Genomic DNA, 26,105 nt, shown 5'->3' on the forward strand with positions numbered 1-26,105 from the left:
CAACGCAAGAGCGGTTCTCTAAACAAGAGTCTTCCCCTATTTCATCCAATAAAATCAGAGGTGAAAAAACCCCCACTACCTGCACATAATGTCAGATAATGAGGGTCACCTTAACTTTAACGAAATGGAATTACAGGTTGCTGTCGCCTGGTTTCCAGTTCATAGCGCACAATCCGCCGGATTGAAGTGCTTGAAGAACGCGAAGCGTTTCTTCTACACTGCGGCCTACGTCGTTATGGTTTACAACTTGATATTTCAATTCGCCTTCTGGATCGATGATGTACAAGCCGCGCAGAGCAACGCCTTCTTCTTCGATCAGAACACCGTAGTCTCTTGCTACGTTTTTGGTGATGTCGGAAGCCAGCGGGAAGTTCAATGCTCCCAGACCGTTAGCTTCTTTAGCAGTGTTGATCCAAGCTTTGTGGCTGTGGATAGAGTCAACACTTACACCCAGAATTTCAGTATCCAATGCTTTGAATTGATCATAAGCATCGCTGAGAGCCGTGATTTCAGTTGGGCATACAAAAGTGAAATCAAGCGGATAGAAGAAGAATACGAGCCATTTGCCGCGGTAGTCGGACAGGCTTACTTTACCAAAATCTTTACCGTCTCCTGATACAGTTTCCATTGTAAAATCAGGAGCCGCTTTACCAACCAAACGTTCTGCCATGATTGAATTCCTCCTTAACATATGTAAGAAAATACGTGTATTTCCTACATGCTATGTTCCTATGAACATTTAATAGAAATGTTATCATTGAGGCTAATCAAAGTCAAGATTGTAGACGTTACTTTATTATAATTATTATAAATAAGGATTTTCCTTGAACGAATGCTTCCCCTATTAACGGATAGCCGCAGCGATCAAATCGCCCATTTCTGTCGTACTGAGCGCTTTGCTCTTATCCACAGCAATGTCTGCTGTACGATGTCCGGCATCAAGCACCTCGGCAACTGCGCGTTCAATTGCGTCTGCCGCATCCTCGTAGCCGAACGTGAGGCGGTACATCAGCGCTACGGACAGAATCGTTGCGATCGGGTTTGCCAAGCCTTGACCGGCAATATCAGGTGCCGAACCGTGTACCGGCTCGTACAGGCCGAAAGCACCCTCGCCCATGGATGCGGATGCCAGCATGCCGATGGAACCTGTCAGCATGGCTGCTTCATCGCTCAGGATGTCGCCGAACATGTTCTCGGTTACGATCACGTCAAAGCTGGACGGGCGGCGCAGAAGCTGCATCGCGCAATTGTCTACCAGCACATGCTCCAGCTCCACGTCCGGATATTCAGGAGCGATGCGGTTTACCGTTTCGCGCCACAAGCGGGACGTTTCCAGCACATTCGCTTTATCGACGGAAGCCAGCTTCTTCCGGCGCTTCTGTGCAATCTCGAAGGCTTGATGGACGATTCGCTCTACCTCCGCCGTATTGTATACGCAAGTATCTACCGCTTCTTCGCCACCAGCACCTTCGCGTCTGAATTTCTCGCCGAAGTATATGCCTCCTGTCAGCTCACGAACGACCATCAAGTCAGTGCCTTCCAGGACTTCAGGCTTCAATGTGGACGCATCCTTCAAGCAATCGAAAATGACAGCCGGACGCAGGTTGGAGAACAGGCCAAGCTCTTTACGGATGCCAAGCAATCCGGTTTCCGGGCGAAGCTCCTTCGAATTGTTGTCCCATTTCGGTCCGCCTACCGCACCAAGCAATACAGCATCGGCGCTCTTACATACATTCAACGTTTCTTCTGGCAGCGGCGTCCCTTTCTCGTCAATGGCGATGCCGCCAAACAGTGCATGTTCCGTCGTAAATGAATATCCGAACACCTCTTCGGTACGTTTAATGATCTTCTCCGCTTCAGCCACTACCTCAGGACCGATGCCATCTCCGGCAATTACCGCGATTTTCTTCGTTTCTGCCATTCTTCGTCACTCCTTAATTTATATATACACTGGTCGTATTTAATCATCTAGTTACTGTTGTAACATACTTCCCCCTTGATTGACCAAGATATAGAAACTATGAACTTAATTCGTTTTGCCTATAAGCAGGGGGAAAGTGATCAGGGAGATGGCTGCGCCGAAGAGTTGCGCAGACGCTCAAAGAGTTGTGCAGAAGCTCGAAGAGTTAATATCGCAAGAGCGACTGAACGCGAGTAAGGCTTACTTTGAGAAAGGCTCGAGGTAAAGCTTAATCGTGTGTGCTTTTGTGCGTGGGTAACTTATGCGAGAGCGGCTTTAATGAGAGCAGCTTTATGCGAGACTTCGAAGACTTAATGTGAGAGGCTCCGATTACGTATCGTTCCTCCAATCGCTGTTGTCGCCGAATTTCTGGATTGTATGTCTGGGGTTGAAATTCGGCTCCAAAGGCGACCGCTTCGCTTTTCCGGAATCGATTCGTCCTCTTCGCTGCTTCGAAGCTAAGGCGATTGACAGGTCACTGGAGAAGAGCACATCTCCCTGACCACAAGGGTGGTGGGAGATAGAAGAGCCGCCCTATGTATAATCATGGGGCGGCTCTTGAAAGTAACATCTTGAAGAGATTCTCGGTTACTCCTAGTCCTGCTTGTGCTTCTTGCTTCTTGCTTCCTGCTCTTGCTCTTTAACTTTGGCGAATGAAGTAAACAGATCACTCGCAGGTCGGCTTTCAGTGCAACCATATTAACGTCTCGAACGCCGTTAGTTACATTTTTCTGCCAATACGCTACAATAGGGGTGAATTTGTCTTATACCCTAAACGACCAAGGAGTGATCATCGATTATGAAGTACACAGCTCTAGGTAAATCCGGTATGAAAGTAAGTCGTCTGTGTTTGGGGACGATGAATTTTGGTCCTGCTACGGATGAAAAGGAAGCCTTCCGCATCATGGATGCTGCGCTTGACGCCGGCGTCAACTTCTTCGATACGGCCAATATCTACGGCTGGGGCGAGAACTCCGGACTGACCGAAACCATCATCGGACGCTGGTTTAACCAAGGCGGGGGCCGCCGCGAAAAAGTCGTTTTGGCTACCAAATTCTATGGCTCCATGAGCGATCCTCTGGATGGTCCCAACAATGAAGCCGGGCTGTCGAGCTATAAACTTCGCCGTCATCTCGAAGCGTCGCTAAAGCGTCTGCAGACAGACCATATCGAGCTGTACCAAATGCATCACGTCGATCCTTCCGTCACCTGGGACGAGCTGTGGGGCGCATTTGAGGTTGCGGTTCATCAAGGAAAAATCGGGTATGTCGGATCCAGCAACTTTGCGGGCTGGCAGATTGCGGTTGCGCAAGCCGCAGCCCAGAGCCGTCATTTCCTCGGCCTCGTTTCCGAGCAGCATAAATACAGCCTGACCTGCCGATTGCCGGAACTCGAAGTGCTTCCCGCTTCGCAGCAGCTTGGGCTCGGCGTCATTCCATGGAGTCCGCTGGACGGTGGACTGCTGGGACGCAATGCGCTAAAGAAAATCGAAGGCTCTCGCAGTGGGGGCAATGCGGAGCGCGTGGAGAAACACCGCTCGCAGCTGGAACAGTTCGCCGCACTCTGCCAGGAACTTGGCGAACCACAGGACAACGTCGCCCTTGCCTGGGTGCTTAAGAACCCGGCGGTTACGGGACCGATTATCGGACCGCGCACGCTGGAGCAATTCGAAAGCTCCATGCGCTCGCTTGAGATAGAACTCGATGAATCCGTAATGAAGCGTCTGGATGAAATTTTCCCGGGTCCGGGTGGAGCCGCTCCGCAGGCCTATGCTTGGTAAAATAAGGATAACATCCGAACGAAGCGCTGTCTTATCCCGTTGATCAGCTGCGCCAAGGCGGTATCGGCACACTGCCATGAGAGTTAAAGGCTCGGTGCGAGTATCTGATACCAGCATTCACGGCCGGCCAACATCATCATAAAATAAAGAAAAAGAGGAGCCGCTTTCACAGCGGCCCCTCTTTTTCTTTTGAATATCTCCTGCAGGCAAAACGATGCGATTCAGAGCTACCATGTACTCTAAGTATGGATTACAGCGTAGCGCGCTCACGCCGGCTAAACGTTTTGCGTTTCTCGATCAGGACGTTAACCGCATCCACGTAAGCTCTTGCACTTGCTTCCAGAATGTCGGTGCTCAAGCCGCGGCCTTGCGCAGCCACGTCGTTTTGCGACAGCACGACATGCACTTCACCTTGAGCATCCTTGCCGTGCGTTACCGATTTGATGGAATAATCCGCAAGCGTAACCTCTTCGCCGGTCACCTTGTCGATCGCGTTATAGATCGCGTCGACGGAACCGTTGCCCTCGGCCTCTTCCTCAATCGTCTGCTCCGCAGTCGCAATACGAACCCGCGCCGTCGGTGTGGATTCGTTGCCGTAAGCAACAAATATCGTTTCCAGCTTGAACACTTCCGGCGTATCGATCAGTTTCTCTTCCAGCAGAGCCAGCAGATCCTCATCGGATACTTCCTTCTTCTTGTCGGCGAGCACCTTGAATTTGGCGAATGCGTCATTCACCTGTTCTTCGCTCAGCTCATAGCCCAAATCCAGCAGCTTCTCCCGGAAAGCATGACGGCCAGAGTGTTTGCCTAACACCAGCTTGCTTTCTTTGAGCCCGATAGACTCAGGCGTCATAATTTCGTAAGTCGTCTTCTCTTTCAGCATGCCGTCCTGATGAATACCGGATTCATGAGCGAACGCGTTCGCGCCGACAATCGCTTTGTTGCCCGGCACGACCATACCGGTCAGCTTGCTCACAAGGCGGCTCGTGCGGGCGATTTCCGTTAGTGCCAGCCCCGTCTTCGCTCCAAAAAACTCGGAGCGCGTCTCCAGCGCCATCGCAATTTCCTCAATGGCGGTATTCCCTGCACGTTCGCCGATTCCGTTGATCGTTCCTTCGATCTGATCGGCCCCGTTTAAAATGGCGGCAAGGGTATTCGCCGTCGCCATGCCCAGATCGTTATGGCAATGCGCGCTCAGCTGCACCTTCTCGATATCCGGAACATTTTCCTTCAAGTATTTGAATATAGCCCCGTACTCCGAAGGATTCAAATATCCCACGGTATCCGGAATGTTAACGACATTGGCGCCTTCCCGTACAGCCATGCCTACAACCTCGGCCATGAAATCCAGCTCCGTCCGGCCGGCATCCTCTAGGGAAAACTCCACTTTGGAAAAGTATTTCTTGGCATAACGGATCGAGGCCTGCGCCGTTTCCAGCACCTGCCGCTTCTCCATCCGCAGCTTGAACTTGCGGTGAATCGGGGAAGTCGCCAGGAATACGTGTATGCATGGATCCTGTGCTCCCTGAAGCGCTTCGCGAACCGCATCGATGTCACTCTCTCTGGAACGTGACAATCCAATGACCGTGACGTCTTTAACCGCGCGCGCCACTGCGTTCACAGCAGCAAGGTCACCGGGTGACGCCGCTGGAAAGCCTGCTTCCATGCGGTCGATTTTCAACTTTTCGAGTTGAAGGGCAATTTCCACCTTTTCCCGAGTGTTCAAATTCACGCCAGGAGACTGCTCTCCATCTCTCAGCGTTGTATCAAAGATATAAATCTTTCGCATGTCGGCACCTCCTTGAAGTTTATCGCTTGACGTAAACATCCGGCGGCAGGTTGACTTAATCCCCTGCCGCCGGCTGCTTTAATCTAACGGGTTCCCTGCAGCAGCACCATCATCTCATGCTCGACTGCTCCATACCCGGAAGAATTCTTATGAATTCTATATATTCTTATTTTTTGATCCAATGCATCATTTCGCGAAGTTCCGCACCAACCACTTCGATCGGATGCTCGGACTCGTTGCGGCGGGTAGCTGTCAGGAACGCACGGCCCGATTGGTTCTCAAGGATAAAGTCGCGAGCGAATTTACCTTGTTGAATATCGGAGAGGACTTCTTTCATTGCCTTCTTCGTATCTTCGGTTACCACACGAGGGCCTGTTACATAGTCGCCGTACTCCGCTGTGTTACTGATGGAGTCGCGCATGCTTGCAAGACCACCTTCATAGATCATGTCTACGATCAGTTTCAGTTCATGCAGGCACTCGAAGTATGCCATTTCCGGCGCATATCCAGCTTCAGTCAACGTTTCGAAACCAGCTTTAACCAATGCGGATACACCGCCGCACAATACCGCTTGCTCACCGAACAAGTCCGTTTCGGTTTCTTCGCGGAAGGAAGTTTCGATAACGCCTGCACGAGTACAACCGATACCTTTTGCATAAGCAAGACCGATCGCCTTGGCTTGTCCAGTTGCATCTTTCTCGATTGCAATCAATCCAGGTACGCCAAAGCCTTCAACATACGTACGGCGAACCATGTGACCTGGGGATTTAGGAGCGACCAGAAGGACATCGTTGTCTTTAGGAGCTACGATTTGACCAAAATGAACGTTGAAACCGTGGGAGAACATCAGTGCCGCGCCTTTTTTCAGGTTTGGCTCGATATCGTTCTTGTATACCGCTGCTTGCGTTTCGTCCGGCATCAGGATTTGAACTACATCTGCACGGCTAACGGCTTCGGCTACAGGAAGCACTTCGAAACCATCGTTTTTCGCTTTGTCGAACGACTTGCCTTCACGAAGACCAATGACAACCTGAAGTCCGCTGTCGCGCAGGTTTTGCGCTTGAGCATGACCTTGGCTTCCATAACCGATAACCGCGATTGTTTTGTCTTTTAACACGCTGAGTTCTGCATCTTGTTCATAATAAGTAGTAATTGCCATTTGTATAAGTCCTCCTTTGATTTTAAAGACCCTTCATGATGAGCGGGTATCTCAATAGACCGTCCCTTTTCCGATCTGCTGAGACACCCGCTCATGCCATGCAGGTGTCTAACGCTTATATTGCAATAACTTTGTCATCCGGATAAAAAGAAAAACGTAAAATCATTACGCGTTACCGCGAATCATCGCAGTAACCCCGGTACGGGAAAGCTCCTGGATGCCATACGGCTTAAGCAGCTCGATCATGGCATCGATTTTGACGGTATCGCCAACTACCTGAACCATCAGGTTGGCTGTGCCGATATCCACGACGGATGCGCGGAATGTCTCGACAACGCCCATAATTTCCGGTCTGGCCGATGGCTCGGCTTTTACTTTGATCAGGGCGAGCTCTCTGGCTACCATCGGTTTCGAGCTCAGGTTAATGACTTTAATAACATCGATCAGCTTGTAAAGCTGCTTCTCCACCTGCTCCAGCGTCGTTTCATCACCGGTGGTTACGATAACCATCCGGGACAAGCCGGATTCCTCCGACTGCCCCACGGTAATGCTCTCGATGTTAAAGCCCCTGCGTCCGAATAACCCGGATACGCGCTGCAGGACACCCGGCTGGTCGTTCACTAGTACGGCAATGGTATGTTTTGTACTCATCTTACGCATCCCCCATCAGCATTTGATCGATTGTCGACCCTTGCGTCACCATCGGATACACGTTCTCGCCTTTCTCTACAACGAATTCAACGAGGACGGGTCCCGGTGTTTCCATCGCTTCGGCCCAAGCACGCTGTGCTTCTTCTTTCGTGGTGGCACGAAGTCCTTTGACACCGTAGGCTTCAGCCAGCTTGACGAAATCGGGGCTGCCTGCCAGATCGATGTGGCTGTAACGGTTATCGTAAATGAGCTCCTGCCATTGACGAACCATTCCTAACACCTGGTTGTTGATGACAACGATTTTTACCGGAATGTTGTTGATGGCACAGATGGCAAGTTCTTGCGAACACATCTGCATGCCGCCATCCCCGTTGATCGAAATGACCAGGCGATCCGGATGCGCCATCTGGGCACCAATCGCGGACGGGAATCCGAAGCCCATCGTTCCGAGACCGCCGGAGGTGATCCAGGAACGCGGCTGGTTGAACTTGTAATACTGAGCGGCCCACATTTGGTGCTGGCCAACGTCAGTCGTTACAATCGCTTCACCCTTTGTCGTATCGTTCAGCATTTCGATAACCCATTGCGGCTTCAGCACGGTATCTGAATCGACGTAACGGAATGGGTATTCGGCTTTCCATGTTCTGATCTGGTCTCTCCACGCATCTGCTTTCGCTGCGTACGGAACGAGCGGATTCAGCATCTCAAGCACGGTCTTCACGTCTCCGACAATCGGGATATCGGTTGGCACGTTCTTGCCGATCTCAGCCGGGTCGATATCGATATGAACGATCTTCGCATGTGGCGCGAAACCATCGAGCTTGCCTGTAACCCTGTCATCGAATCTTGCCCCGATATTGATCAGCAGGTCCGACTGCTGAATACCATGGTTCGATGTGTAGGTTCCGTGCATACCCGGCATTCCCGTCCACAGCTCATGGCCGCTTGGGAAGGCACCCAGACCGAGAAGCGTTGTCGTGATCGGAATCCCGGATTTATTCACGAATTCGTACAGCCCTTCATGAGCTCCGGAGTAAATCACGCCGCCGCCAGCAAGGATCATAGGACGCTCGGCTTCCTCAATCGCGCGGGCTAATTTATCCAACTGAAGTTTGTTAGGTACCGTCCGAGGATTGTATCCTCTCAGTTGAATTCGTTCTTCCGGCTGGAACAGCGTCGTTGCGGCGGATACATCCTTCGGAATATCGATCAGTACCGGACCTTTGCGGCCGGTTGAAGCGATATGGAAGGCTTCGTGAATCACCCTTGGCAGATCCTTTACATCCCTTACCAGATAGCTGTGTTTCGTAATCGGCATCGTGATGCCCGTAATGTCCGCTTCCTGGAAAGCGTCCGTACCGATCAGGGTTGTTGCAACGTTACCGGTTATCACAACGAGTGGAACGGAATCCATATAAGCTGTTGCGATACCGGTCACAAGGTTCGTTGCCCCCGGTCCTGAAGTCGCTATGCACACACCGACTTTGCCGCTTGCGCGAGCGTAACCGTCAGCTGCATGAATGGCGCCTTGTTCATGACGGGTCAAGACGTGATTGAAGTCCTCAAAACCATACATGGCATCGTAGATGTACAGGACCGCCCCGCCCGGATATCCAAAGACGCATTCGACACCTTCGAGCAGAAGACTCCGAAGCAAGATTTCCGATCCGGTAATCACTTCAGGCTTCAACCATTTCTCTCGTAATTGTTCTGTAGACCGCACTTCTGGAGTTTGCGCGCTCATCAGTCATCCTCCTCTCAAATATTGGCACTCTTCATTCATCATTCAAGCAACAAAAAAACCTTTCGTCGCCACACCCGGAGTAACTCCGTGTGAGGGACGAAAGGTTTAGCTTCCGTGGTACCACCCATGTTTGCCCTACACTTCGCAGTGTAAAGCCTCAGCAGGTATGAAGAACACAATGAACACAGCTCTTCAATATCTGCAGTCCGTAACGTGGACTAAGACGATTCCCCCTAATAAACGCTGTTACGACTTAATGCGATAAAGTCATAACGTAGCATCTTTCAGGGAAACAGCTCCGAGGTGAGCTCGTATAAAAGGGGTTTTGGTGGTGGTTTCAGCTGATCCATCCACTCTCTGAGCAAAAGAGCCCTTTAAACTTCGTCCTCATCATTGCCGATTGGATATTTTCGTTAAAATGTTTAGAAACATTATATGATTCATTCATTCCAGAAGTCAACACATTTATTTTACTTCCGATGAAAGGTTTTCATTCACAATTGGAGCAATCCCTTCGCTTCCTTGATGCAAAACACGCTCTTAAACCCTGCTACATATGATAAATGGAGCTATCCTTAATAGCGGTGAAGGGAGGAAACAACACGATGATCCGCTATCGAAAACCGGAGCAGGATGATCCGATGATTCAACAACTCATTGAGTCCCAACTCGTCCCGCTTTCCCATATGACAAAAAAAGAGCTGGACATCATCCGCAAGGATATTCCCTCTCGATTACGACGCGGCGTGACCCTTGTTGCTTCGCCTCAGGATAACGATAAAATCATTGCCTTTATCCATTTTATGATGCACGGCGAACTGCTGTATATCGATATGCTGGCCGTCGCATCCACCGCACAGCGAAGACGGTGGGGCGTCCGATTGATGGAGCATGCCGAACGTTTCGCTGTATCCCGCGGATGCAAACGCGCCAAGGTCATGGTCGATATTGGAAACCAGACCGGCCTTAACTTTTACCGCAAGCTCGGCTACACGGTTACAAGAATCATCGAACCGAGCCGCTGTTATGAGCTAGAGAAGATTTGGTTCCTCTAATTACCAGAAGAAACCTGGCCCAAAGCCTGGCCCGAATGCGCCATACCCCGGTCCGAATCCGCCGTATCCCCCTGGGTAGCCTCCCGGATATCCACCGAATCCGCCACCATAGCCTCCACCGAACGCATAAGGTGCCGTCCCAATGGCAAGAAGGTCAAACAATGCGAGCGGAAGAATCGCCTTGGTTCTCACTTTTTTCCCCTTGGTTGCCGGTTCTACAAAAAGGCGGTTGCCGGAAACGCGTACCAGCTTGCCTGTCACCATCGTCCCGTCCTTCTTATACGCTACGATCTGTTTGCCCACATATGATTTCACTTTTGCCTTGCTGACAGGCTTGTGCATAAGATCCCTCCTCAGGTAATATACATTTCAATCTATTCCGGAAGGAGTTCCCTTGCTTGTTTCATGGCCCTTACGATGGCTAAAGATAGGTGAAAAAGCTCGTCCTGCCCAGCAATCAGCGATTACCATTGTTATATATGACGGACAGGAGCGGAAAATAAAAAAACCGCCGTAATATTACGGCGGTTTCTTCATACACGTATAATTAAGCGTTCACTTTTTCTTTAGCTACAGTAGCCAAAGAATTGAACGCGTTCAGGTCATTAACAGCCAGATCAGCCAGCATTTTACGGTTAATGTCCACGCCAGCAAGCTTCAGACCATGCATCAATTTGCTGTAAGACAGACCGTTTTGACGAGCAGCCGCGTTGATACGAACGATCCACAATTTACGGAAATTACGTTTCGTTGTACGACGATCCCGGTATGCATAAACGAGGGATTTCATTACCTGCTCGTTCGCTGTTTTAAAAATGCGGTGTTTGGAACCGAAATAACCTTTCGCAAGCTTCAATACTTTTTTATGTCGACGACGAACGACAAATCCGCCTTTAACTCGTGCCATATCAAAAGACCTCCCAATAATTGTTGTTTACTATTTCAAGTTAGCCAGACCTTGCTTCAAACGTTTAACATCTCCAGGCGCCATAACTGGGCTATTGGACAATACGCGCTTCGCACGCTTGGATTTGTGGGAAAGCAAGTGGTTTTTGTAAGCTTTATAACGTTTAACTTTACCAGTACCAGTAATCTTGAAGCGGCCTTTCAGGCTGCTATGTGTTTTCATTTTAGGCATTGTAGTACTTCCTCCTCTAATTTCTCTTAGGCTTTTGGAGCCAAAATCATAATCATGCTGCGGCCTTCCAATTTCGGTTGACGTTCAATGACGCAGAGATCCGCCACTTCCACCTTCACGCGCTCCAAAATCTTCTGACCAATGTTAGCATGGGTGATTTCACGACCACGGAAACGCACGGAGCATTTCACTTTATCGCCGTCTTTCAAAAACTTAACGACATTGCGAAGCTTGGTTTGATAATCATGCTCCTCAATGTTGGCTCGGAACCATACTTCTTTGATATCCACAATTTTCTGGTTCTTACGTGCTTCCTTCTCTTTCTTCTGCTGCTCATAGCGGAATTTACCGTAGTCCATGATGCGGCATACCGGCGGTTTCGCCTGAGGGGCCACGTTCACCAGATCCAGATTGAGATCAATTGCCATTTGCAGTGCTTCACGAATCGGCTTGATCCCGATTTGCTCACCTTCGGCACCAACCAAACGTACTTCCTTGGCCCGAATCTCGTCATTGATCATATGTTCCTTACTGATAGTCCTCCACCTCCAAATTACTTGTTGTTCCTGTTTGCAAAAAAAATAAAGGGATGACGGGTTAATCACCGACATCCCTATTTGATACTCATCTCACAAATGAAGTTAAATCCATTCATTGATTTCGTGATCAAACCAGCCAACACATGTCGGTCAGGTGAGAAGCGGCGCTTCTGCTTGCAATCAGATATTCTGTTTAACAGACTACGATAGTATAACAGGTCATCCTATCTTCTGTCAACACAGATGCAATATAAATATTGGATTAGCCTTGTTTGCTTTGAACTTCTTCAAGGCGTACAACCCGGGTATGCTCCGTATGACTCCACTGCTTGTTGTTCTGCGTGAAGAACGCATACACCGTGATAGGATACCACGACAGCAGGTAAATCGGGAACAGCACCAGATACATATACACTTTCTTGTATTTCACCTTCTCCAGAATCATCGCGATCATGAACGTGAACACATTCGCCGCGATTGCTGTAAAGCTAAGCCAGAGCGGTAAATATCCATACAGGTTCGCGATATTCGGACCATCGAAGAATGAGCTGTCAACCCATATGATGGCCGTCAACAAGAAAGTCAGCAGTACGATGTAAACGTTGACTCCGTACAATGCCAAGTCCAGCTTCACGAGGCTGCGTTCTTTAATGGCACGCCACAGCAGCGGGAAGAAATAACGACGGGCAACCGTAAAGTGACCCTGCATCCAGCGCAGACGTTGTCTGGCGGAAGCCTTAAACGTAAGCGGCTTTTCGTCAAATACCTTCGCGTCATAGTTGAACTTCGGATACACGCCGCGCATAACGCTGCGCATCGTGAACTCCAAGTCCTCAACCAGACTGGTTGCACCCCAGCCGATCTCCTTCAAGAGATTGGTCTCAAAGCACATTCCCGTACCGCCGAGGAAGTTCGCCATGTTCAGATTGCTGCGGGAGAGCTGCCACAAGCGGTTGATATACCAGTAAGATACCCCGTAAGAGGCAGTGATCCAGGAATCCTCAGGATTCTTGGTATCGATATATCCCTGGATAACTCTTGCTCCAGAGCAGAGATCATTGTTCATTTCGTTCAAGAAATTCGGAGCGGCCAGATTATCCGCGTCAAACATGACAACCGCATCATACTGGCGCGGCATTGCCCAGAGCTCTTTCAGCATCCACTCGATGGCATAACCTTTGCCTCGGAGATTCTGATTCGTGCGCACGCATGCGTTCATCCCGTGGGCACGGACGATCTCTGCAGTACGATCTGTACAGTTGTCGCAGATGACAAATACGTCGTACAGATGTTTCGGATAATCAAGCTGTTTCAGGTTCTCCATTAATGCACCGACAACCTGTTCTTCGTTGTGCGCAGCAACTAACACTGCAAATGATTTATTGGGTTCAAACTGTTGTTTCTTTTTTCTTTTGACCAGACCAAACAAAGAGAATACGAACTGGTACACACCCACCGCGGCCAAGAATAGTTGGAGCGCGATAAAGATGGCGTCTGTCATGATTCTCCGTTACCCCCTTTTTATAACCCGAGAATGTTTGTTATTTTTTTCTCTCTAAGTTTTTCGCTTTTTTTGTTGTTGCTATGACCCTGTGACTTGTGTCTGTCCTTCTAGTAGCCTCGGTGCCGCGGGGCAACTTCGCACGTCATACACGATTTTCCACACTTTTGAATCTTTTGTCAAAACCGTGGAATGCTCTAATTTACGGAAAAACTTCGTAAAAGAGCTCAGCTTGCAATGTCGTTTGCCAGCAAGCTTCGTTTCAAACGGCTTTAGTTCTTATTTTCATCTGTTTCCTTGCTTTTTATTTCTCTTGGCTGCCCATTTTTTCTTTTTCGACTTGTCCGCCAATAAATAAACGCAACAGACACCCAAAAAGTTTTCGTTTTTCATTGCTCTTTCTCTAATAAACTTTTTGATGTCCGTTTGAATCATTGTAGCGGCATCTCATACTCAAGTCAAAAGACCACGGACCCTGATTTTCTACAAAATGCGCGCTGCTGACTAACTCCTTAAGTAGCAAGGCGCCAGCGAGAAGTTTGCTGAATAAAGTTTCCGTTTCCGGGACCAAAGTCCCTGAAACACAAGTGGAGAACGGTTGATTTCTTTTCCCAAAGTCGATATGTTAAAGTTAAAGAATAACGCTGCAGAACGGGTGAAAAGTAGTGGCTAAAAAAAGAGTCTTGCTGTTATCTGAAGGGTTCGGTGCAGGCCATACACAGGCCGCTCATGCACTCTCCAGCAGCCTGCGCCAGTTATCGCCTAGCGTACAGACCAAAGTTCTCGAGCTCGGGAGCTTCTTGAACCCTAAAATCGCTCCACTGATCATTTCGGCCTACAGAAAGACGATTACAACTCGCCCGAGATTGGTCGGGTACATGTATCGCCATCAAAAGTCCTTTAATCGCTTTACGGCTTTAGCACTTCACCGAATGTTCTATACAAGCACCAAAAATGTGGTTAGACAGCTTAAACCCGACATCATTGTTTGTACCCATTTTATACCAAGTGCGGTCATCTCGCGTTTGAAACGACTGGGCATTGATGTGCCTCTGTGTACCGTTATTACCGATTATGATGCTCACGATACATGGATCAGTCCAGAGGTCGACCGATATTTCGTGTCCACGCCGGAGGTAAGGCGAAAGCTGCTCAATCGCGGGGTTTCCCAAGCCAAAATTCAGGTTACCGGCATTCCGATCCATCCCGACTTCTGGACGCATCCGAGCAAGAAGGAAATCAGGGAACGATTTCATCTGTCCGATATGCCTACCGTGCTTGTAATGGGCGGAGGCTGGGGCATCATGAATGACGAAGTGGTGCATGAATTTCTGACCCGATGGCGCGACGAAGTCCAGATCATATTTTGCCTCGGCAATAACGACAAGGGACGCGAGGAGATGGAGAACAACCCCCGGTTCCAGCATCCGAACATCCGGATTTTGGGCTTTACGCGCGAGATCGACAAGCTGATGGAGGTGTCGGATCTGCTCGTTACGAAGCCTGGCGGGATGACATGCACCGAAGGCTTGGCCAAAGGAATCCCCATGCTGTTTCATCAGCCTCTTCCGGGACAGGAAGAAGAGAACTGCCAATATTTCACCGCGCAAGGTTTGGGCGAACCTATCCATTCACTGGATGTTCTTGCCAACTGGATGAACAAACTGCTTCATCAATACGATATGATTCAACAGCAACGGGCGCAAAATTTGCGAGACATCGAGCGATTCCATCCGATGCAAAGCGCACGCAGCATCATCGACATGCTGGAAAACGAAAAGGTGTACTCCTGAAGAGGGAGCACACCTTTTTTTTGCGCCGTTGTCCGCAAACACGTCATCGAATTGATAGATTTCCTACTATTATAATAGATGCAAGCGCTATCATCGAAGAAACTCTACCATATAGACGTTATTTACCGTATTTTTCAAGACGATTCTTATGGTAGGAAGCAAGTGCTTCCTTGCCAACAATGGCCTCGCAGCGATGTATCTGCATACCTTGACCGACGAATTTCGTCTCGTACTCAGTCATCACGTGTTCTTCGTTCAGTCCGTCCCGGTGCAGATCCAGCGAAATATTCGTCATTTGCAAACCATAATCGGCAAATGCATTCAGGGAGAACTCAAAAAGCGTAACCGAATCGGTCTTGAAATGAATTTCCCCGCGCTCGTTCAGGATCTGGGAGTACTTGTCCAAAAAACGCGGATGCGTCAAACGACGGCGGGCATGCTTGGATTTTGGCCACGGATCGCTGAAGTTTAAATATAAACGTTCGATCTCGCCGGGTTCAAAAACCTGCTCGACATTCTCGATATTAAACAGCGCCAGCTTCAAATTTGGCGGGGTATCGACACCGTCCTGAGCCCAGACATTGCGTCCCTTTTCGCTTGCGCGGCGAATCAGCTCGTCGTACATGTCCACCCCGATAAAATTCACATTCTGATGTTTGTAACTCATCTGGCTTATAAATTGACCTTTGCCCATGCCGAATTCGACATGGATCGGGAGGTCATTGCCAAATAATGAAGCCCATTTCCCTCTATATTGACCGGGGTCCAAAACGACCAGGTCTTCCTGCTGCTCCAGATTTTCCCGTATACCTTTTCTTCCGCGTAAACGCATGTCATACCTCCGAAACTTTCCAAGTAAATTTAGAATGATATCCCGATACTGCATTTATTGTGACGAAGTTACTCCCAAAAGTAAAGGCCCCATAGAAAAAGGAACCTATACTCTGCTTAACGCAAAGGCTTAGGTTCCTCTTTCTTATATTTGGAATTGGGGTTCCGCGATGGTTAAACTGTGAATAGTCTACCTTTCATTCGACGTAAATTCAAACGTCTTCTCAAAGGCGGCCCGAATCTTGCGACGTGCCGAAGCCTTCACGTCCTGGTTGGAGTTAAACTCCACGCCAGTAAGGGCTAAAGCTTCGTTCGGGGTAAGCTCCACAGCGATCTTGTCTCTACTGTCATTCTTTACTGTCGATGAATTCATTCGTAATCACCTCACGGTATTATTGTATCCATGACGTCACACAAATATGAATCCTATCCGATATATACCCATGCCAAAATTGCTTGAATCATATTTTTATTTTTCTACTTTAAATATACCAATTATATGCAATTCATTCAAGTAACAACATCTTAATTAGGCTTGAAGACCTGTATATAACGCAAAGTTTTATTTTTTGTTACAATGGACATATCTGCTCAAGGATAAGTTAAGTAAAACATGTATACTTTGAGGCACGGCAATCCCTGTCTATTCATCTTATGCGGCTATAAAAGGAGCACACATGAGTACATCACTTAGACCCGCCCCAACATTATGGGGCGACAAACGATTTCATACATGGAATTACGAGATGCGCAGCCAATTCCAGGAAAAAGTATTCAAGGTTATGCTGGATGCGGGCTTTACGTGCCCGAACCGCGACGGCACGATTGCCAAGGGAGGGTGCACCTTCTGCAGCGCCCGCGGCTCCGGTGATTTTGCCGGACGACGGCGGGACGATCTTGTTACCCAGTTCAACACCATCCGGGACCGGCAGCACCAGAAGTGGCCGAGCGCCAAATACATCGGTTATTTCCAAGCCTATACCAACACTTATGCTCCGGTAGAGGAGCTTCGGGAGTACTATGAAGTCATTCTGCAGCAGCCGGGTGTTGTCGGTTTATCGATCGCTACACGCCCCGATTGCCTGCCTGACGACGTCGTGGAATACTTGGCCGAGCTGAATGAGCGAACCTATCTCTGGGTGGAAATGGGCCTGCAAACGATCCATGATTCCACCTCCGAGCTGATCAACCGGGCCCATGATACCGAATGTTATCTGGAAGCGGTCGAAAAGCTGCGCAAGCATAACATCCGTGTCTGCACACACATCATTTATGGCCTTCCGCAAGAGGACCATGAGATGATGCTCGCCACCGGCCGAGCGGTCTCCAAGATGGATGTGCAGGGAATCAAGATCCATCTGCTGCACCTCATGCGCAAGACGCCGATGGTGAAGCAATACGAGGCGGGGCTGCTGCGGTTCCTGGAACAGGACGAATATATCAGCCTTATCGTAGATAGCCTGGAGTTTTTACCTCCGGAAATGATCGTGCACCGTCTGACCGGAGACGCTCCACGGGATCTCTTGATCGGACCTACGTGGAGCCTCAAGAAGTGGGAAGTGCTTAACGGCATTGACGCCGAGCTCAAGCGCCGGGATACATGGCAGGGTAAATTGTGGGGGGGATCCTGATGGGCTTCCTCTCGGTTTTGAGTTTTGCTCACAAGCTCGTGTCCGAAAGGCTGCGGCTTGGAGACATTGCGCTGGATGCGACGGCGGGAACCGGAGCCGATACGCTGTATCTAGCTAAATGCACAGGTTCAAAGGGCAAGGTGTACGCTTTTGATATTCAGGAACAGGCGCTGCAGCTGACTCGTGATCGGCTTGATAAGGAACCGCCCGGCACCCTTGCGGAGGTTACCCTTCACCATCAGAGCCATGCCCTTATGGGAGAATGCGTACCTGAGTGCGAGCATGGCCGTATGGGTGCGATCATGTTCAATCTCGGCTACCTTCCGGCAGATTCATCAGATAAACGGATCATGACGGAAACCGCCAGCACACTCACGGCTCTGGAAGCTGCCATCGAGCTGCTCCGTCCCGGCGGCATTATCACCATCGTGCTGTACCCGGGCCATAAAGGCGGCGATGCCGAAGCGGACGCCGTGCAGGCCTGGGCGGCTGAATTGCCCCAGCACAAAGTACAAACGATATTGTATCGTGGTCTTCAGCGTTCCGAAGCCCCATATCTCATTGCACTGGAACGGAAGAAGCCGATATGATATAAGTTCTAGGAGAGGTCCATGCACTTACATCCATAGAATATTCCAAACATGATGAAAGGTAGATGATTACTATGACAAAACCATATCCATTATTGTTCCAACCCGAATTTAAAGAGCGTGTGTGGGGTGGCCGTGCCCTGGAGCAATTCGGCCTGGATATTCCTGAAGGACATATCGGAGAAGGCTGGATGATCGCCGACCACCCGAACGGCACGACCAGTATTGTGAACGGTGAACTTGCCGGTCGCGGCCTGGATCAGGTTCGTGAGCAATTTGGACGGGAGTGGTTTGGCAGCAAGGGATTCTCCGAGGTTAACGGACGTTTCCCCCTGCTGATCAAGCTGCTTGACTGCAATGACAACCTCTCCGTTCAGGTGCATCCGACCGATGACTACGAGGGGCTTCCGAAAGGCGAGCTGGGCAAGACTGAAATGTGGTATGTGCTGGATGCGAAGCCGGACGCCAAAATCATATACGGTCTGAAGGAAGGCGTTAGCCGCGAGACGTTGAAAGAGGCCATGGAAAACGGCACGGTTATGGACCAACTGCAAGAAGTGTCCGTAAAAGCCGGAGACACGTTCTACATACCTGCCGGTACGGTGCACGCCCTGTGTGCTGGCGTTGTAGTGGCGGAAATTCAGCAAAATTCGGATACAACCTACCGGATTTTCGATTACAATCGACCAGGTCTTGACGGTAAGCCGCGCGAGCTTCATATCGAGGACTCCTTGAACGTGACGGCCTACGAAGGATCCGGCGCGACCACAATGAGCACGGAAGGAACCGCGCCTGGAGAATGGCTTGAGCTTGCCAAGTCTCCCTATTTTGTTGTCGAGAAAGGTGTTGTTAACGGTGCCTGGTCCTTGTCCACTTCCGCGGAAAGCTTCACGATCGTCGTGGTATGCGATGGTCAAGGAACCCTCAGCTGGGATAACGGCTCCATTGAGTATACGTCCGGACAATGCTTCCTGCTGCCAGCTAACCTGGGTGCATATACGCTGGACGGGCAATCTACGGTTCTTCGTTCATATCTTCCATAAACAGGGTATAAAGTATTGAAATAAACCATTCGTTTTTGTGGAGGTGTTAGGCCTGAAATGCAAACCGACACGTTTACGATGCTGAATACGCAGGGCATGCATGTTTTTGTATATCAATGGCTGCCGGAGCCGGACCATCCCGTTCGTGCCATCGTGCAAATTGCGCATGGCATGTGCGAAACCGGCATACGATACGAGGAGCTTGCTGAGTTGCTTACAGCACACGGTTACGCTGTGTACTGCAACGACCATCGGGGTCATGGACAAACGTCCGGCCTTACACTTCTCGGCGATGCCGGGGAAGACGGTTTCGAAGGAATGATTGAAGACCTGCTGCTTCTTGCTTCCGAGCTTAAGAAGCGCCATGCCGGTGTTCCACATTACTTGATGGGTCACAGCATGGGGTCTTTTTTGACCCAAAAGATCATGTGTTTGAACGGCGAATTATTCGACGGATTCATTCTGTCCGGCACCAATGGTCCACAGGGACTGCTGGCGTTCGGTTTGAATCTGGCAGCGGTACAAATGCGCCTTCAAGGAAACACGCACCGGAGTCTGATGCTGAACGCCATCGTGTTCGGCCCTTACAACAAAGGTTTCGGCCCTATTCGCACTCCATTCGATTGGTTGTCCCGGGATGAAACGGAAGTGGATAAGTATATCAACGACCCCTATTGCGGTCAGGTATGCAGCGCTCGTTTCTTCCGTGATTTCTTCAAGCTGCTGTCCCAGATCCATAAACCTCAATTGATGGAATGCCTTCTAAAGGATAAGCCGGTCTACATTTTCTCGGGCGAGGATGATCCGGTCGGACACCGCGGAAAAGGCGTACGGCGTTTGATCGAAATGTACCGGAAACATGGCATCCAGGATCTTGAATACCGTTTGTATCCCGGCGGCCGCCACGAAATGCTGCATGAAATCAACCGGGATGAAGTTGCGGCACATGTTCTCGACTGGCTAGAACGGCACACCTCGGAATCGCATGGGACAGCAGACGACGCCGCGAGAATCGAAACCCGTATGTAAAAGAATGTTGCAGGACGAATTAAAAAGGGGTGTCCCAAAAAGGTCGATTAACCTTTTGGGACACCCCCTTCTCTGTTGTGACGCTGTGCATATCCACCCTTAACATAAAATTCCTTAGTAAATGGAAACCTTTTTAATTCGACAAGCTATCCGCCAAGTAAGTAAACCTACTTAACAGAAAGCCCAGCCCCTTTCAGCCCCTTACTCTTCCTCGTTCGGCGTGCGGTCGATGATCAGCTGCGTGACCTCGGTATACTCGCCATGGTTTACTTCATCCTCCGTAGCCTCTTCGCGCAGATCATCATTGGTTTCCATACCCGGCGCAATGGTTGGCTCATCCTGCGGATGCTGTTCCCGCCCCATCTGTTTCCCGTTCATAAACATCCCCTCCTCATCGGTTGATGCGATTAGAATTCCGATCCTCAGGATGTTTTATTCCGGGACGCCCAGGTTACGGTCCGTTACGGCAACGCAGGGATTATCTTCACGGCTCCAGTCCATGCCAATCCCTATAAGAAAGGTATTTCGCCAAAACGGCAAGCCGCTCACATCAAGTTCCGGTAAGAGTTGTCCTTCGCTAACTCTACTTTGCCTGCTTCGCTAACTCCACAGGCATCGTGTAGTACTGCGGCTGTCCTGTTTCGTTCTGCTGGTACAATACCAACAGCATCGTTGCATGGTCCGCGCTGTCCGAAAATCCGGTGCCGCCCTGGATGGCATCGCTGAGGTTAAACGGCAGCACCTCAATCATCGCATGTTTCTGCAGATCGCGCTCCGTGATCCCCAGATCGGCAAAAGCGTCGGACAGGGCCGCAGGCTCCTCTACGATTTTGCGGACATTGGCGGTCCATTGCGCTTTATCCTGGGTATGATCCCACCATATTTTCCGCGGCTTATACTTATGGCCCAGGAAATAATCAAACTTCATGAGACCGGAGACAACGTCCATATGCGGGGTCTTCCGATCTTCAAGGAAAGCCGTTAAACGCGTGAACAGATCCTCGAGCTGATGGCCGATTTTTTGCCAGCCCTGTCCTTCCCAGTAGTCTCCAAACTCTTGGAAGAAATCAAACGGCGACGTAAACTCATGCTTCATCAAATAATTCAGGGTGTGGTCCATCCGGTGCGCATTCCAATACTTCTCCAGCACATCCTCCAGCCTCTTCAGTCGGACGATATCCGAGAACGGTAGCACGTCGCTGCCGAGGATCTCATACGGAGCATGGTCCATGTAGGTGTAATTATACTTGTCCGCATCGATCCGCAGCCCGGTTCCGCGGAGCATCTTCAGGAAGCCTAACTGCAGTTCCTCCGGCCCAAGCGCAAATACATCGTTAAACGTTTTCCGGAACGTATCGTAATCCTCTTCCGGAAGACCTGCAATCAAATCCAAATGCTGATCGATCTTGCGGCTGTCCTTGATCATGGTTACCGTGCGCGACAGCTTGGTGAAATTCTGGCGACGCTTTACCAGCTCGTTTGTCGGGTCGTTGGTCGATTGCACCCCGATTTCAAACCGGAAAATGCCGGGAGGCGCATTTTTCGCCAAATAATCCAGCACCTCGGGACGCATGATATCCGCCGTGATCTCAAACTGGAACACGCAGCCGCCATGATTCTCGATAAGAAACTCGAACATTTCAAGCGCGTAATCCCGCTTAATGTTAAAGGTGCGGTCTACGAACTTGATCAATTTTGCTCCGTTCTCGATCAGGTAGAGAATATCCGCTTTAGTCCGTTCAATGTCGTAGTAGCGAACCCCCACCTCAATGCTCGACAGGCAGAACTGGCAGCTGAAGGGACAGCCCCGGCTGGTCTCAAAATAGACAACCCGCTTCCCGAGATGCGGGATATCCTCCGGAAAACGATGCGGGGAAGGCAGCTCTGCCAGAATGCTCTTCGGTCTTCCGGGATTCACAATGACTTCATCCTGCTTGCGGTAAGCCACGCCATAAACGAAATGATACTTCCGGTCCCCTTCAATCGTTTGCAGCAAATGGTGGAAGGTCTCCTCGCCTTCACCCATAACGATAAAGTCGACATTGTGCAGCCGTTTCATCCAATACTCCGTATCGTAGGATACTTCAGGTCCGCCCAATATGATCGTGACCTCCGGCATAATCTTCTTCACGATATCGATCACTTTAATCGTTTCTTCAATATTCCATATATAACAGGAGAATCCGATCACATCCGGCTTGCGCTGGAACAGGTCGGAGACGATATTCATCACAGGGTCCTTAATCGTGTACTCCGTCAGTTCGATATCGAAATCCTTCTCGCTGTATGCCTTCAGGCAGCGAATGGCTAAAGAGGTATGAATGTACTTGGCATTCAAGGTTGATAGTATGACTTTCATGGTAGGGTCCACTTTCTTTCTACATAATGTAAATTTATTAACCGAACGGTTTATTCTGAGTGATGGAACGGGAAAAAGCCATGATTTCCGCCTGTCATGCAAGCCTATTCTTCATAGTCAAACAGATCGTCCCCGTCATTCGACGCACTCTGACCATTCAGGAAGAATTCCAGGAACGGACGGCCATATTTACGGAATTTCACTTCCCCGACCCCTTTGACATTCAGCATCTCATCCTCGCTCTGCGGACAAACCACACTCATCTCACGCAAGGTTGCGTCGTTAAAAATGATGTAGGACGGCACATGCTCTTTGCTTGCCAGCTCACGCCGAATCAAACGCAGCTGCTCGAACACCGTCTCGTTGACGGCTGACGGCGAATAATCGCGGCGGCTGCCGCTTCGCTGGCTGCCTGCGGCTTTGGAAGGACGCGGAACGCGCTGCATCACTTCGCGCTGGCCTTTTAACACATCGGCGGCCTCGCTCTGCAGTTTCACGACAGGGTATTGGCCTTCCGTCAGCGCCAGGAACCCTTCCGAGATGAGCACATTGATCGTCTCGGATATCTCCTTCTCGGTCCGATTCGACATCACGCCATAGGTCGGAAGGCGGTCAAAGCCGTACTCCAGCACTTTTTTCGCCCGGGAGCCCTTCAGCACCGAGGCGACCGTGGACACGCCAAAGCGTTCGCGCATCCGGTGGATGCATGAGAAAATTTTCTGCGCATCCACCGTGATATCGACAAGTTCCCGGTCATCCGTGCAGGAGCTGCACGTACCGCAGGGCTTATCTTCGTGTTCTTCCCCGAAATAATCCAGCATCGCGCTCCTAAGGCACCTTGTGGTGTAGCAGTAATCGATCATCTGCTGCAGCTTCCGGTAGTCGTTCTGCTTGCGCTCGCCCTCCTGGGGATTCTGTTCAATCAGGAATTTCTGGGTCATGATGTCCTGGGCGCTAAACAGCAATATGCACTGGCTGGGCTCGCCATCCCGACCGGCGCGACCCGCTTCCTGCACGTAGGACTCCATATTTTTCGGCATATTGTAATGAATGACATACCGGACGTTGGATTTATCGATCCCCATGCCAAACGCGTTCGTTGCTACAATAACGCGAATATCGTCATAGAGGAAAGCCTCTTGGCTCTCCGCCCGCTCCGCGTCACTCATGCCGGCATGGTATCGACCCGCTAGAAGCCCCTTAGCTATAAGGCGCTGGCATAAATCATCGACCTCTTTGCGAGTGGCGGCATAGATGATTCCTGGCTGGTGGGTATGCGAGGCCGCATAGTCCAGAACGAACTCCCGCTTGTTCTCACCGCGAAGCACCGACATCTCCAGATTGTCGCGCCCAAGGCCCGTTACGAACACCTGCGGCTGTTCCAGTCGAAGCAGACGCTGCATGTCTTCCATAACTTCTGGCGTGGCCGTGGCCGTAAAGGCCGCCACGATCGGACGGTTCGGGAGCCCTTTAACAAAAGGAGCCACCGAGAGATAGCTGGTCCGGAAATCATGCCCCCACTGGGATACGCAGTGAGCTTCATCGACAGCCACAATCGAAATGTCAAGACCTGCCATCTCCTCCCGGAACCAATCCAGTTCAAGCCGTTCCGGGGCGACATATAACAGCTTCAATTCTCCGCGCTTGGCCGCACGTATGCGATCGTTCACTTCCTTGCCGCTGAGCGTGCTGTTGATATAGGCAGCGGCCACACCCGCTGTCGTAAGGGCATCCACCTGATCCTTCATCAAGGAAATCAAAGGCGATACAACCAACGTGAGACCCGGACACAGGAGCGCCGGGATCTGATAACAGATCGATTTGCCTCCGCCCGTCGGCATGATCCCGAGCGTATCTTGACCCGCCAGCAGACTGGCGACGATTTTTTTCTGGCCCTCCCGAAAATCAGGATAGCCGTAATATTTCTGCAGATAATCCCGCGCTGTATCCATATTCATCGATTCTCTATCATTTGTTTCCACATTCATGGATAAAAACTCCTTAATTCTCCTTGGTTTTCCGTTTCGAAAAGCCTGTATCCTTTAAGTTTAACGGCCTTTCCATGAATGGGCAACCGAATCGTAGAAGGAAATTGCATTCGACGAAGAGAACTTCATAAATGTGGAAAAAGGCATGCTATCATGTAGAGCCCAAAAAGTGAAGTTGGTGATCCTAATGAATGACGCACATACGGAAGCCGTAAATCAAACCATTCAATATATGAAGGAGCATCTGGACGAGCCCATGACGACCGAGCAGCTCGCCGATCTTGCGGGATACAGTCCCTACCATTTCTCCAGAGTATTCAAGCGAGTAACCGGCATATCGCTCAGGCAATACCTGTCCGCGCTCCGGGTTGAATCCGGCAAAATCGAGCTCCTTCAAAGTCCTTCCCTGCTCGTAAAAATCGGAATGCGCATCGGTTTGGCAAGTCCCGGCACCTTCAATACCCGCTTCAAGCAGTTTGTCGGCCTGTCTCCGAAAAGGTTCCGCTCCACCACCGAGTCCCTGCATCGTTACGTGAATCAATATGAGCACAAGCCATTAACCTGGGCAGAGGAAGAAAGACATGCTCTGCCCCGGATTCATTGCCGGATCGAAGCTCCCGAGGCGTTCCGCGGCATGATTTACGTTGGTCTGTTCCCAAGACCCGTGCCTGATCAGAAGCCCGTCTCCGGTACGGCGGTCAACCTCAAGAACCGGACCTGTACTTTAGCCGGCATACCAACCGGAACGTATTATGTTCTGGCAGCGGGCATCCCCTGGAGCCTTAATCCCCGGGATTATTTTCTGCTGAGCAAATCCTTGCGCGGCAAGCGGGAGGAGCCTGTCCATATCGACGAAGAAACCGACCTCGCCGTAAACATCACCTTGCGCGAGCCTCTGCCCTATGACCCGCCGATTGTTGTGAATCTACCTCTGCTCTTATTCGAGAAGGATCGGAAATAACAGCGCAAGGTAGAAGAATTTTTGAATCGCATGTCCCTTTATAATGGAATTGCTGGAAGCGTTATTACGGAACAATGAGCACTATAGATTGGAGGAATAGACATGACCATTATTCAAGAAACCATAATTCAGGCCGACGTGCAGCTCCTCTGGCGAGCATGGACGGAGTCTGCGAGGATAACCGAGTGGTTTGCGCCGGCTGCTGAAATTGAACCGAGGGCGGGCGGAAAGTTCGAGCTTTATTTTAACCCGGCTAATCGTGAATCGATGTGCACCGCGGGCTGCACCATTTTGCAGTATGATGAACCGCATACCCTCGTGTTTGAGTGGAAAGGACCCGATCCCTTTGCGGAAACGATGAATCAGGGGGAATTAACTGAGGTCAAGGTGTCTTTTAGACCTGAACAGGACGGCGGCACGAGAATTACCTTAGAGCATACGGGCTGGAAGGATACCGAGGCGTCACTGCAAGCCCGGGAATGGCATGTGGATGCATGGAAAGGCATGCTGGCCAGCTTAAAATCCAGCATCGAATCCGGTGAAGGCATTCTATGCTGCCAGTAA

Annotated in this window: 26 protein-coding genes and 1 other annotated feature; of the genes, 10 read left to right on the top strand and 16 right to left on the bottom strand. The window is 50.3% G+C overall.

Annotated features, from left to right (window positions below; genetic code table 11):
* Window positions 1–130: 130 nt before the first annotated feature.
* Both MKX98_RS27125 and leuB read right to left on the bottom strand, forming a co-directional pair.
* Window positions 131–670, bottom strand: coding sequence for a peroxiredoxin (locus MKX98_RS27125; RefSeq protein ID WP_009593058.1), 540 nt, complete (start codon window positions 668–670; stop codon window positions 131–133).
* 174 nt (window positions 671–844) lie between these two features.
* Complete coding sequence (leuB, locus tag MKX98_RS27130) at window positions 845–1,921, bottom strand: 3-isopropylmalate dehydrogenase (RefSeq protein WP_076324535.1); 1,077 nt, start codon at window positions 1,919–1,921, stop codon at window positions 845–847.
* 355 nt (window positions 1,922–2,276) lie between these two features.
* On the opposite strand from leuB, the gene MKX98_RS27135 reads away from it, so the two are divergent.
* A complete protein-coding gene (locus MKX98_RS27135) occupies window positions 2,277–2,462 on the top strand; it encodes a hypothetical protein (protein WP_339219514.1) in 186 nt (61 codons plus the stop codon).
* A gap of 297 nt (window positions 2,463–2,759) precedes the next feature.
* Window positions 2,760–3,740, top strand: a complete 981-nt coding sequence (locus MKX98_RS27140) for an aldo/keto reductase (protein WP_339219516.1) — start codon at window positions 2,760–2,762, stop codon at window positions 3,738–3,740.
* A 250-nt stretch (window positions 3,741–3,990) separates the two neighbouring features.
* On the opposite strand, the gene MKX98_RS27145 is transcribed toward MKX98_RS27140, so the two are convergent.
* From MKX98_RS27145 to ilvB, 4 genes are all read right to left on the bottom strand, one after another.
* Complete coding sequence (locus MKX98_RS27145) at window positions 3,991–5,529, bottom strand: 2-isopropylmalate synthase (RefSeq protein ID WP_339219518.1); 1,539 nt, start codon at window positions 5,527–5,529, stop codon at window positions 3,991–3,993.
* Between the two features lie 166 nt (window positions 5,530–5,695).
* Entirely contained in the window at window positions 5,696–6,688 is a 993-nt protein-coding gene (gene ilvC, locus MKX98_RS27150; RefSeq protein ID WP_009589347.1) for a ketol-acid reductoisomerase, read from the bottom strand.
* 165 nt (window positions 6,689–6,853) lie between these two features.
* Entirely contained in the window at window positions 6,854–7,339 is a 486-nt protein-coding gene (gene ilvN, locus MKX98_RS27155) for an acetolactate synthase small subunit (RefSeq protein ID WP_071222673.1), read from the bottom strand.
* Between the two features lies 1 nt (window position 7,340).
* Complete coding sequence (gene ilvB / locus MKX98_RS27160) at window positions 7,341–9,083, bottom strand: biosynthetic-type acetolactate synthase large subunit (protein WP_113060011.1); 1,743 nt, start codon at window positions 9,081–9,083, stop codon at window positions 7,341–7,343.
* A gap of 605 nt (window positions 9,084–9,688) precedes the next feature.
* On the opposite strand from ilvB, the gene MKX98_RS27165 reads away from it, so the two are divergent.
* Window positions 9,689–10,138: a GNAT family N-acetyltransferase gene (locus MKX98_RS27165; protein ID WP_339219521.1), complete on the top strand. Its 450-nt coding sequence runs from the start codon at window positions 9,689–9,691 to the stop codon at window positions 10,136–10,138.
* Here the strand turns inward: MKX98_RS27165 and MKX98_RS27170 are convergent, their stop codons facing one another.
* The 5 genes from MKX98_RS27170 to MKX98_RS27190 all read right to left on the bottom strand — a co-directional run bounded on the left by MKX98_RS27170 (window position 10,139) and on the right by MKX98_RS27190 (window position 13,316).
* The gene (locus MKX98_RS27170; protein ID WP_194544337.1) at window positions 10,139–10,480 is read right to left on the bottom strand and encodes a hypothetical protein; all 342 of its coding nucleotides are present in this window, start codon (window positions 10,478–10,480) and stop codon (window positions 10,139–10,141) included.
* Between the two features lie 205 nt (window positions 10,481–10,685).
* Entirely contained in the window at window positions 10,686–11,045 is a 360-nt protein-coding gene (rplT, locus tag MKX98_RS27175; protein WP_071222669.1) for a 50S ribosomal protein L20, read from the bottom strand.
* A gap of 30 nt (window positions 11,046–11,075) precedes the next feature.
* Window positions 11,076–11,276 carry a 50S ribosomal protein L35 gene (gene rpmI, locus MKX98_RS27180; protein WP_007127239.1) on the bottom strand — a complete coding sequence of 67 codons (201 nt, stop codon included), beginning with the start codon at window positions 11,274–11,276 and terminating at the stop codon, window positions 11,076–11,078.
* A 26-nt stretch (window positions 11,277–11,302) separates the two neighbouring features.
* Window positions 11,303–11,797, bottom strand: coding sequence for a translation initiation factor IF-3 (gene infC, locus MKX98_RS27185; protein WP_071222668.1), 495 nt, complete (start codon window positions 11,795–11,797; stop codon window positions 11,303–11,305).
* A gap of 53 nt (window positions 11,798–11,850) precedes the next feature.
* Window positions 11,851–11,997, bottom strand: a sequence feature (ribosomal protein L20 leader region).
* 80 nt (window positions 11,998–12,077) lie between these two features.
* Window positions 12,078–13,316 (bottom strand): glycosyltransferase family 2 protein, encoded by a 1,239-nt coding sequence (locus MKX98_RS27190; protein ID WP_071222667.1) that lies wholly within the window; start codon window positions 13,314–13,316, stop codon window positions 12,078–12,080.
* A gap of 665 nt (window positions 13,317–13,981) precedes the next feature.
* Between MKX98_RS27190 and MKX98_RS27195 the strand changes: the two genes are divergently transcribed.
* Window positions 13,982–15,109, top strand: coding sequence for a glycosyltransferase (locus MKX98_RS27195; protein ID WP_339219523.1), 1,128 nt, complete (start codon window positions 13,982–13,984; stop codon window positions 15,107–15,109).
* A gap of 118 nt (window positions 15,110–15,227) precedes the next feature.
* Here the strand turns inward: MKX98_RS27195 and trmB are convergent, their stop codons facing one another.
* Together trmB and MKX98_RS27205 are read right to left on the bottom strand one after the other, a co-directional pair.
* Window positions 15,228–15,941 (bottom strand): tRNA (guanosine(46)-N7)-methyltransferase TrmB, encoded by a 714-nt coding sequence (gene trmB, locus MKX98_RS27200; protein WP_194544340.1) that lies wholly within the window; start codon window positions 15,939–15,941, stop codon window positions 15,228–15,230.
* A gap of 189 nt (window positions 15,942–16,130) precedes the next feature.
* Window positions 16,131–16,313, bottom strand: coding sequence for a hypothetical protein (locus MKX98_RS27205; protein WP_194544341.1), 183 nt, complete (start codon window positions 16,311–16,313; stop codon window positions 16,131–16,133).
* Between the two features lie 304 nt (window positions 16,314–16,617).
* Between MKX98_RS27205 and MKX98_RS27210 the strand changes: the two genes are divergently transcribed.
* From MKX98_RS27210 to MKX98_RS27225, 4 genes are all read left to right on the top strand, one after another.
* Complete coding sequence (locus MKX98_RS27210) at window positions 16,618–17,571, top strand: TIGR01212 family radical SAM protein (RefSeq protein WP_113060005.1); 954 nt, start codon at window positions 16,618–16,620, stop codon at window positions 17,569–17,571.
* Complete coding sequence (locus tag MKX98_RS27215) at window positions 17,571–18,161, top strand: class I SAM-dependent methyltransferase (RefSeq protein ID WP_339224590.1); 591 nt, start codon at window positions 17,571–17,573, stop codon at window positions 18,159–18,161. Before MKX98_RS27210 ends, MKX98_RS27215 begins: the two co-directional genes overlap by 1 nt.
* 74 nt (window positions 18,162–18,235) lie before the next feature.
* Window positions 18,236–19,204, top strand: a complete 969-nt coding sequence (locus MKX98_RS27220) for a type I phosphomannose isomerase catalytic subunit (RefSeq protein ID WP_194544342.1) — start codon at window positions 18,236–18,238, stop codon at window positions 19,202–19,204.
* A gap of 57 nt (window positions 19,205–19,261) precedes the next feature.
* A complete protein-coding gene (locus tag MKX98_RS27225; protein WP_194544343.1) occupies window positions 19,262–20,233 on the top strand; it encodes an alpha/beta hydrolase in 972 nt (323 codons plus the stop codon).
* 201 nt (window positions 20,234–20,434) lie between these two features.
* Here MKX98_RS27225 and MKX98_RS27230 read toward each other — a convergent pair whose 3' ends face one another.
* The 3 genes from MKX98_RS27230 to recQ all read right to left on the bottom strand — a co-directional run bounded on the left by MKX98_RS27230 (window position 20,435) and on the right by recQ (window position 24,580).
* Window positions 20,435–20,611: a hypothetical protein gene (locus MKX98_RS27230; protein ID WP_194544344.1), complete on the bottom strand. Its 177-nt coding sequence runs from the start codon at window positions 20,609–20,611 to the stop codon at window positions 20,435–20,437.
* Between the two features lie 205 nt (window positions 20,612–20,816).
* A complete protein-coding gene (locus tag MKX98_RS27235; RefSeq protein WP_339219526.1) occupies window positions 20,817–22,592 on the bottom strand; it encodes a B12-binding domain-containing radical SAM protein in 1,776 nt (591 codons plus the stop codon).
* A 104-nt stretch (window positions 22,593–22,696) separates the two neighbouring features.
* Window positions 22,697–24,580, bottom strand: a complete 1,884-nt coding sequence (recQ, locus tag MKX98_RS27240; RefSeq protein ID WP_194544346.1) for a DNA helicase RecQ — start codon at window positions 24,578–24,580, stop codon at window positions 22,697–22,699.
* 169 nt (window positions 24,581–24,749) lie between these two features.
* Here recQ and MKX98_RS27245 point away from each other — a divergent pair, with 169 nt between their 5' ends.
* Both MKX98_RS27245 and MKX98_RS27250 read left to right on the top strand, forming a co-directional pair.
* On the top strand, window positions 24,750–25,541 hold the full coding sequence (locus MKX98_RS27245) for an AraC family transcriptional regulator (protein ID WP_339219528.1): 792 nt from the start codon (window positions 24,750–24,752) through the stop codon (window positions 25,539–25,541).
* A 102-nt stretch (window positions 25,542–25,643) separates the two neighbouring features.
* Window positions 25,644–26,105 (top strand): SRPBCC domain-containing protein, encoded by a 462-nt coding sequence (locus MKX98_RS27250; protein ID WP_339219530.1) that lies wholly within the window; start codon window positions 25,644–25,646, stop codon window positions 26,103–26,105.

Origin of the sequence: Paenibacillus sp. FSL W7-1332, from assembly GCF_037969785.1 — a bacterium.
In the GTDB taxonomy this organism is placed as follows: domain Bacteria; phylum Bacillota; class Bacilli; order Paenibacillales; family Paenibacillaceae; genus Paenibacillus_AQ.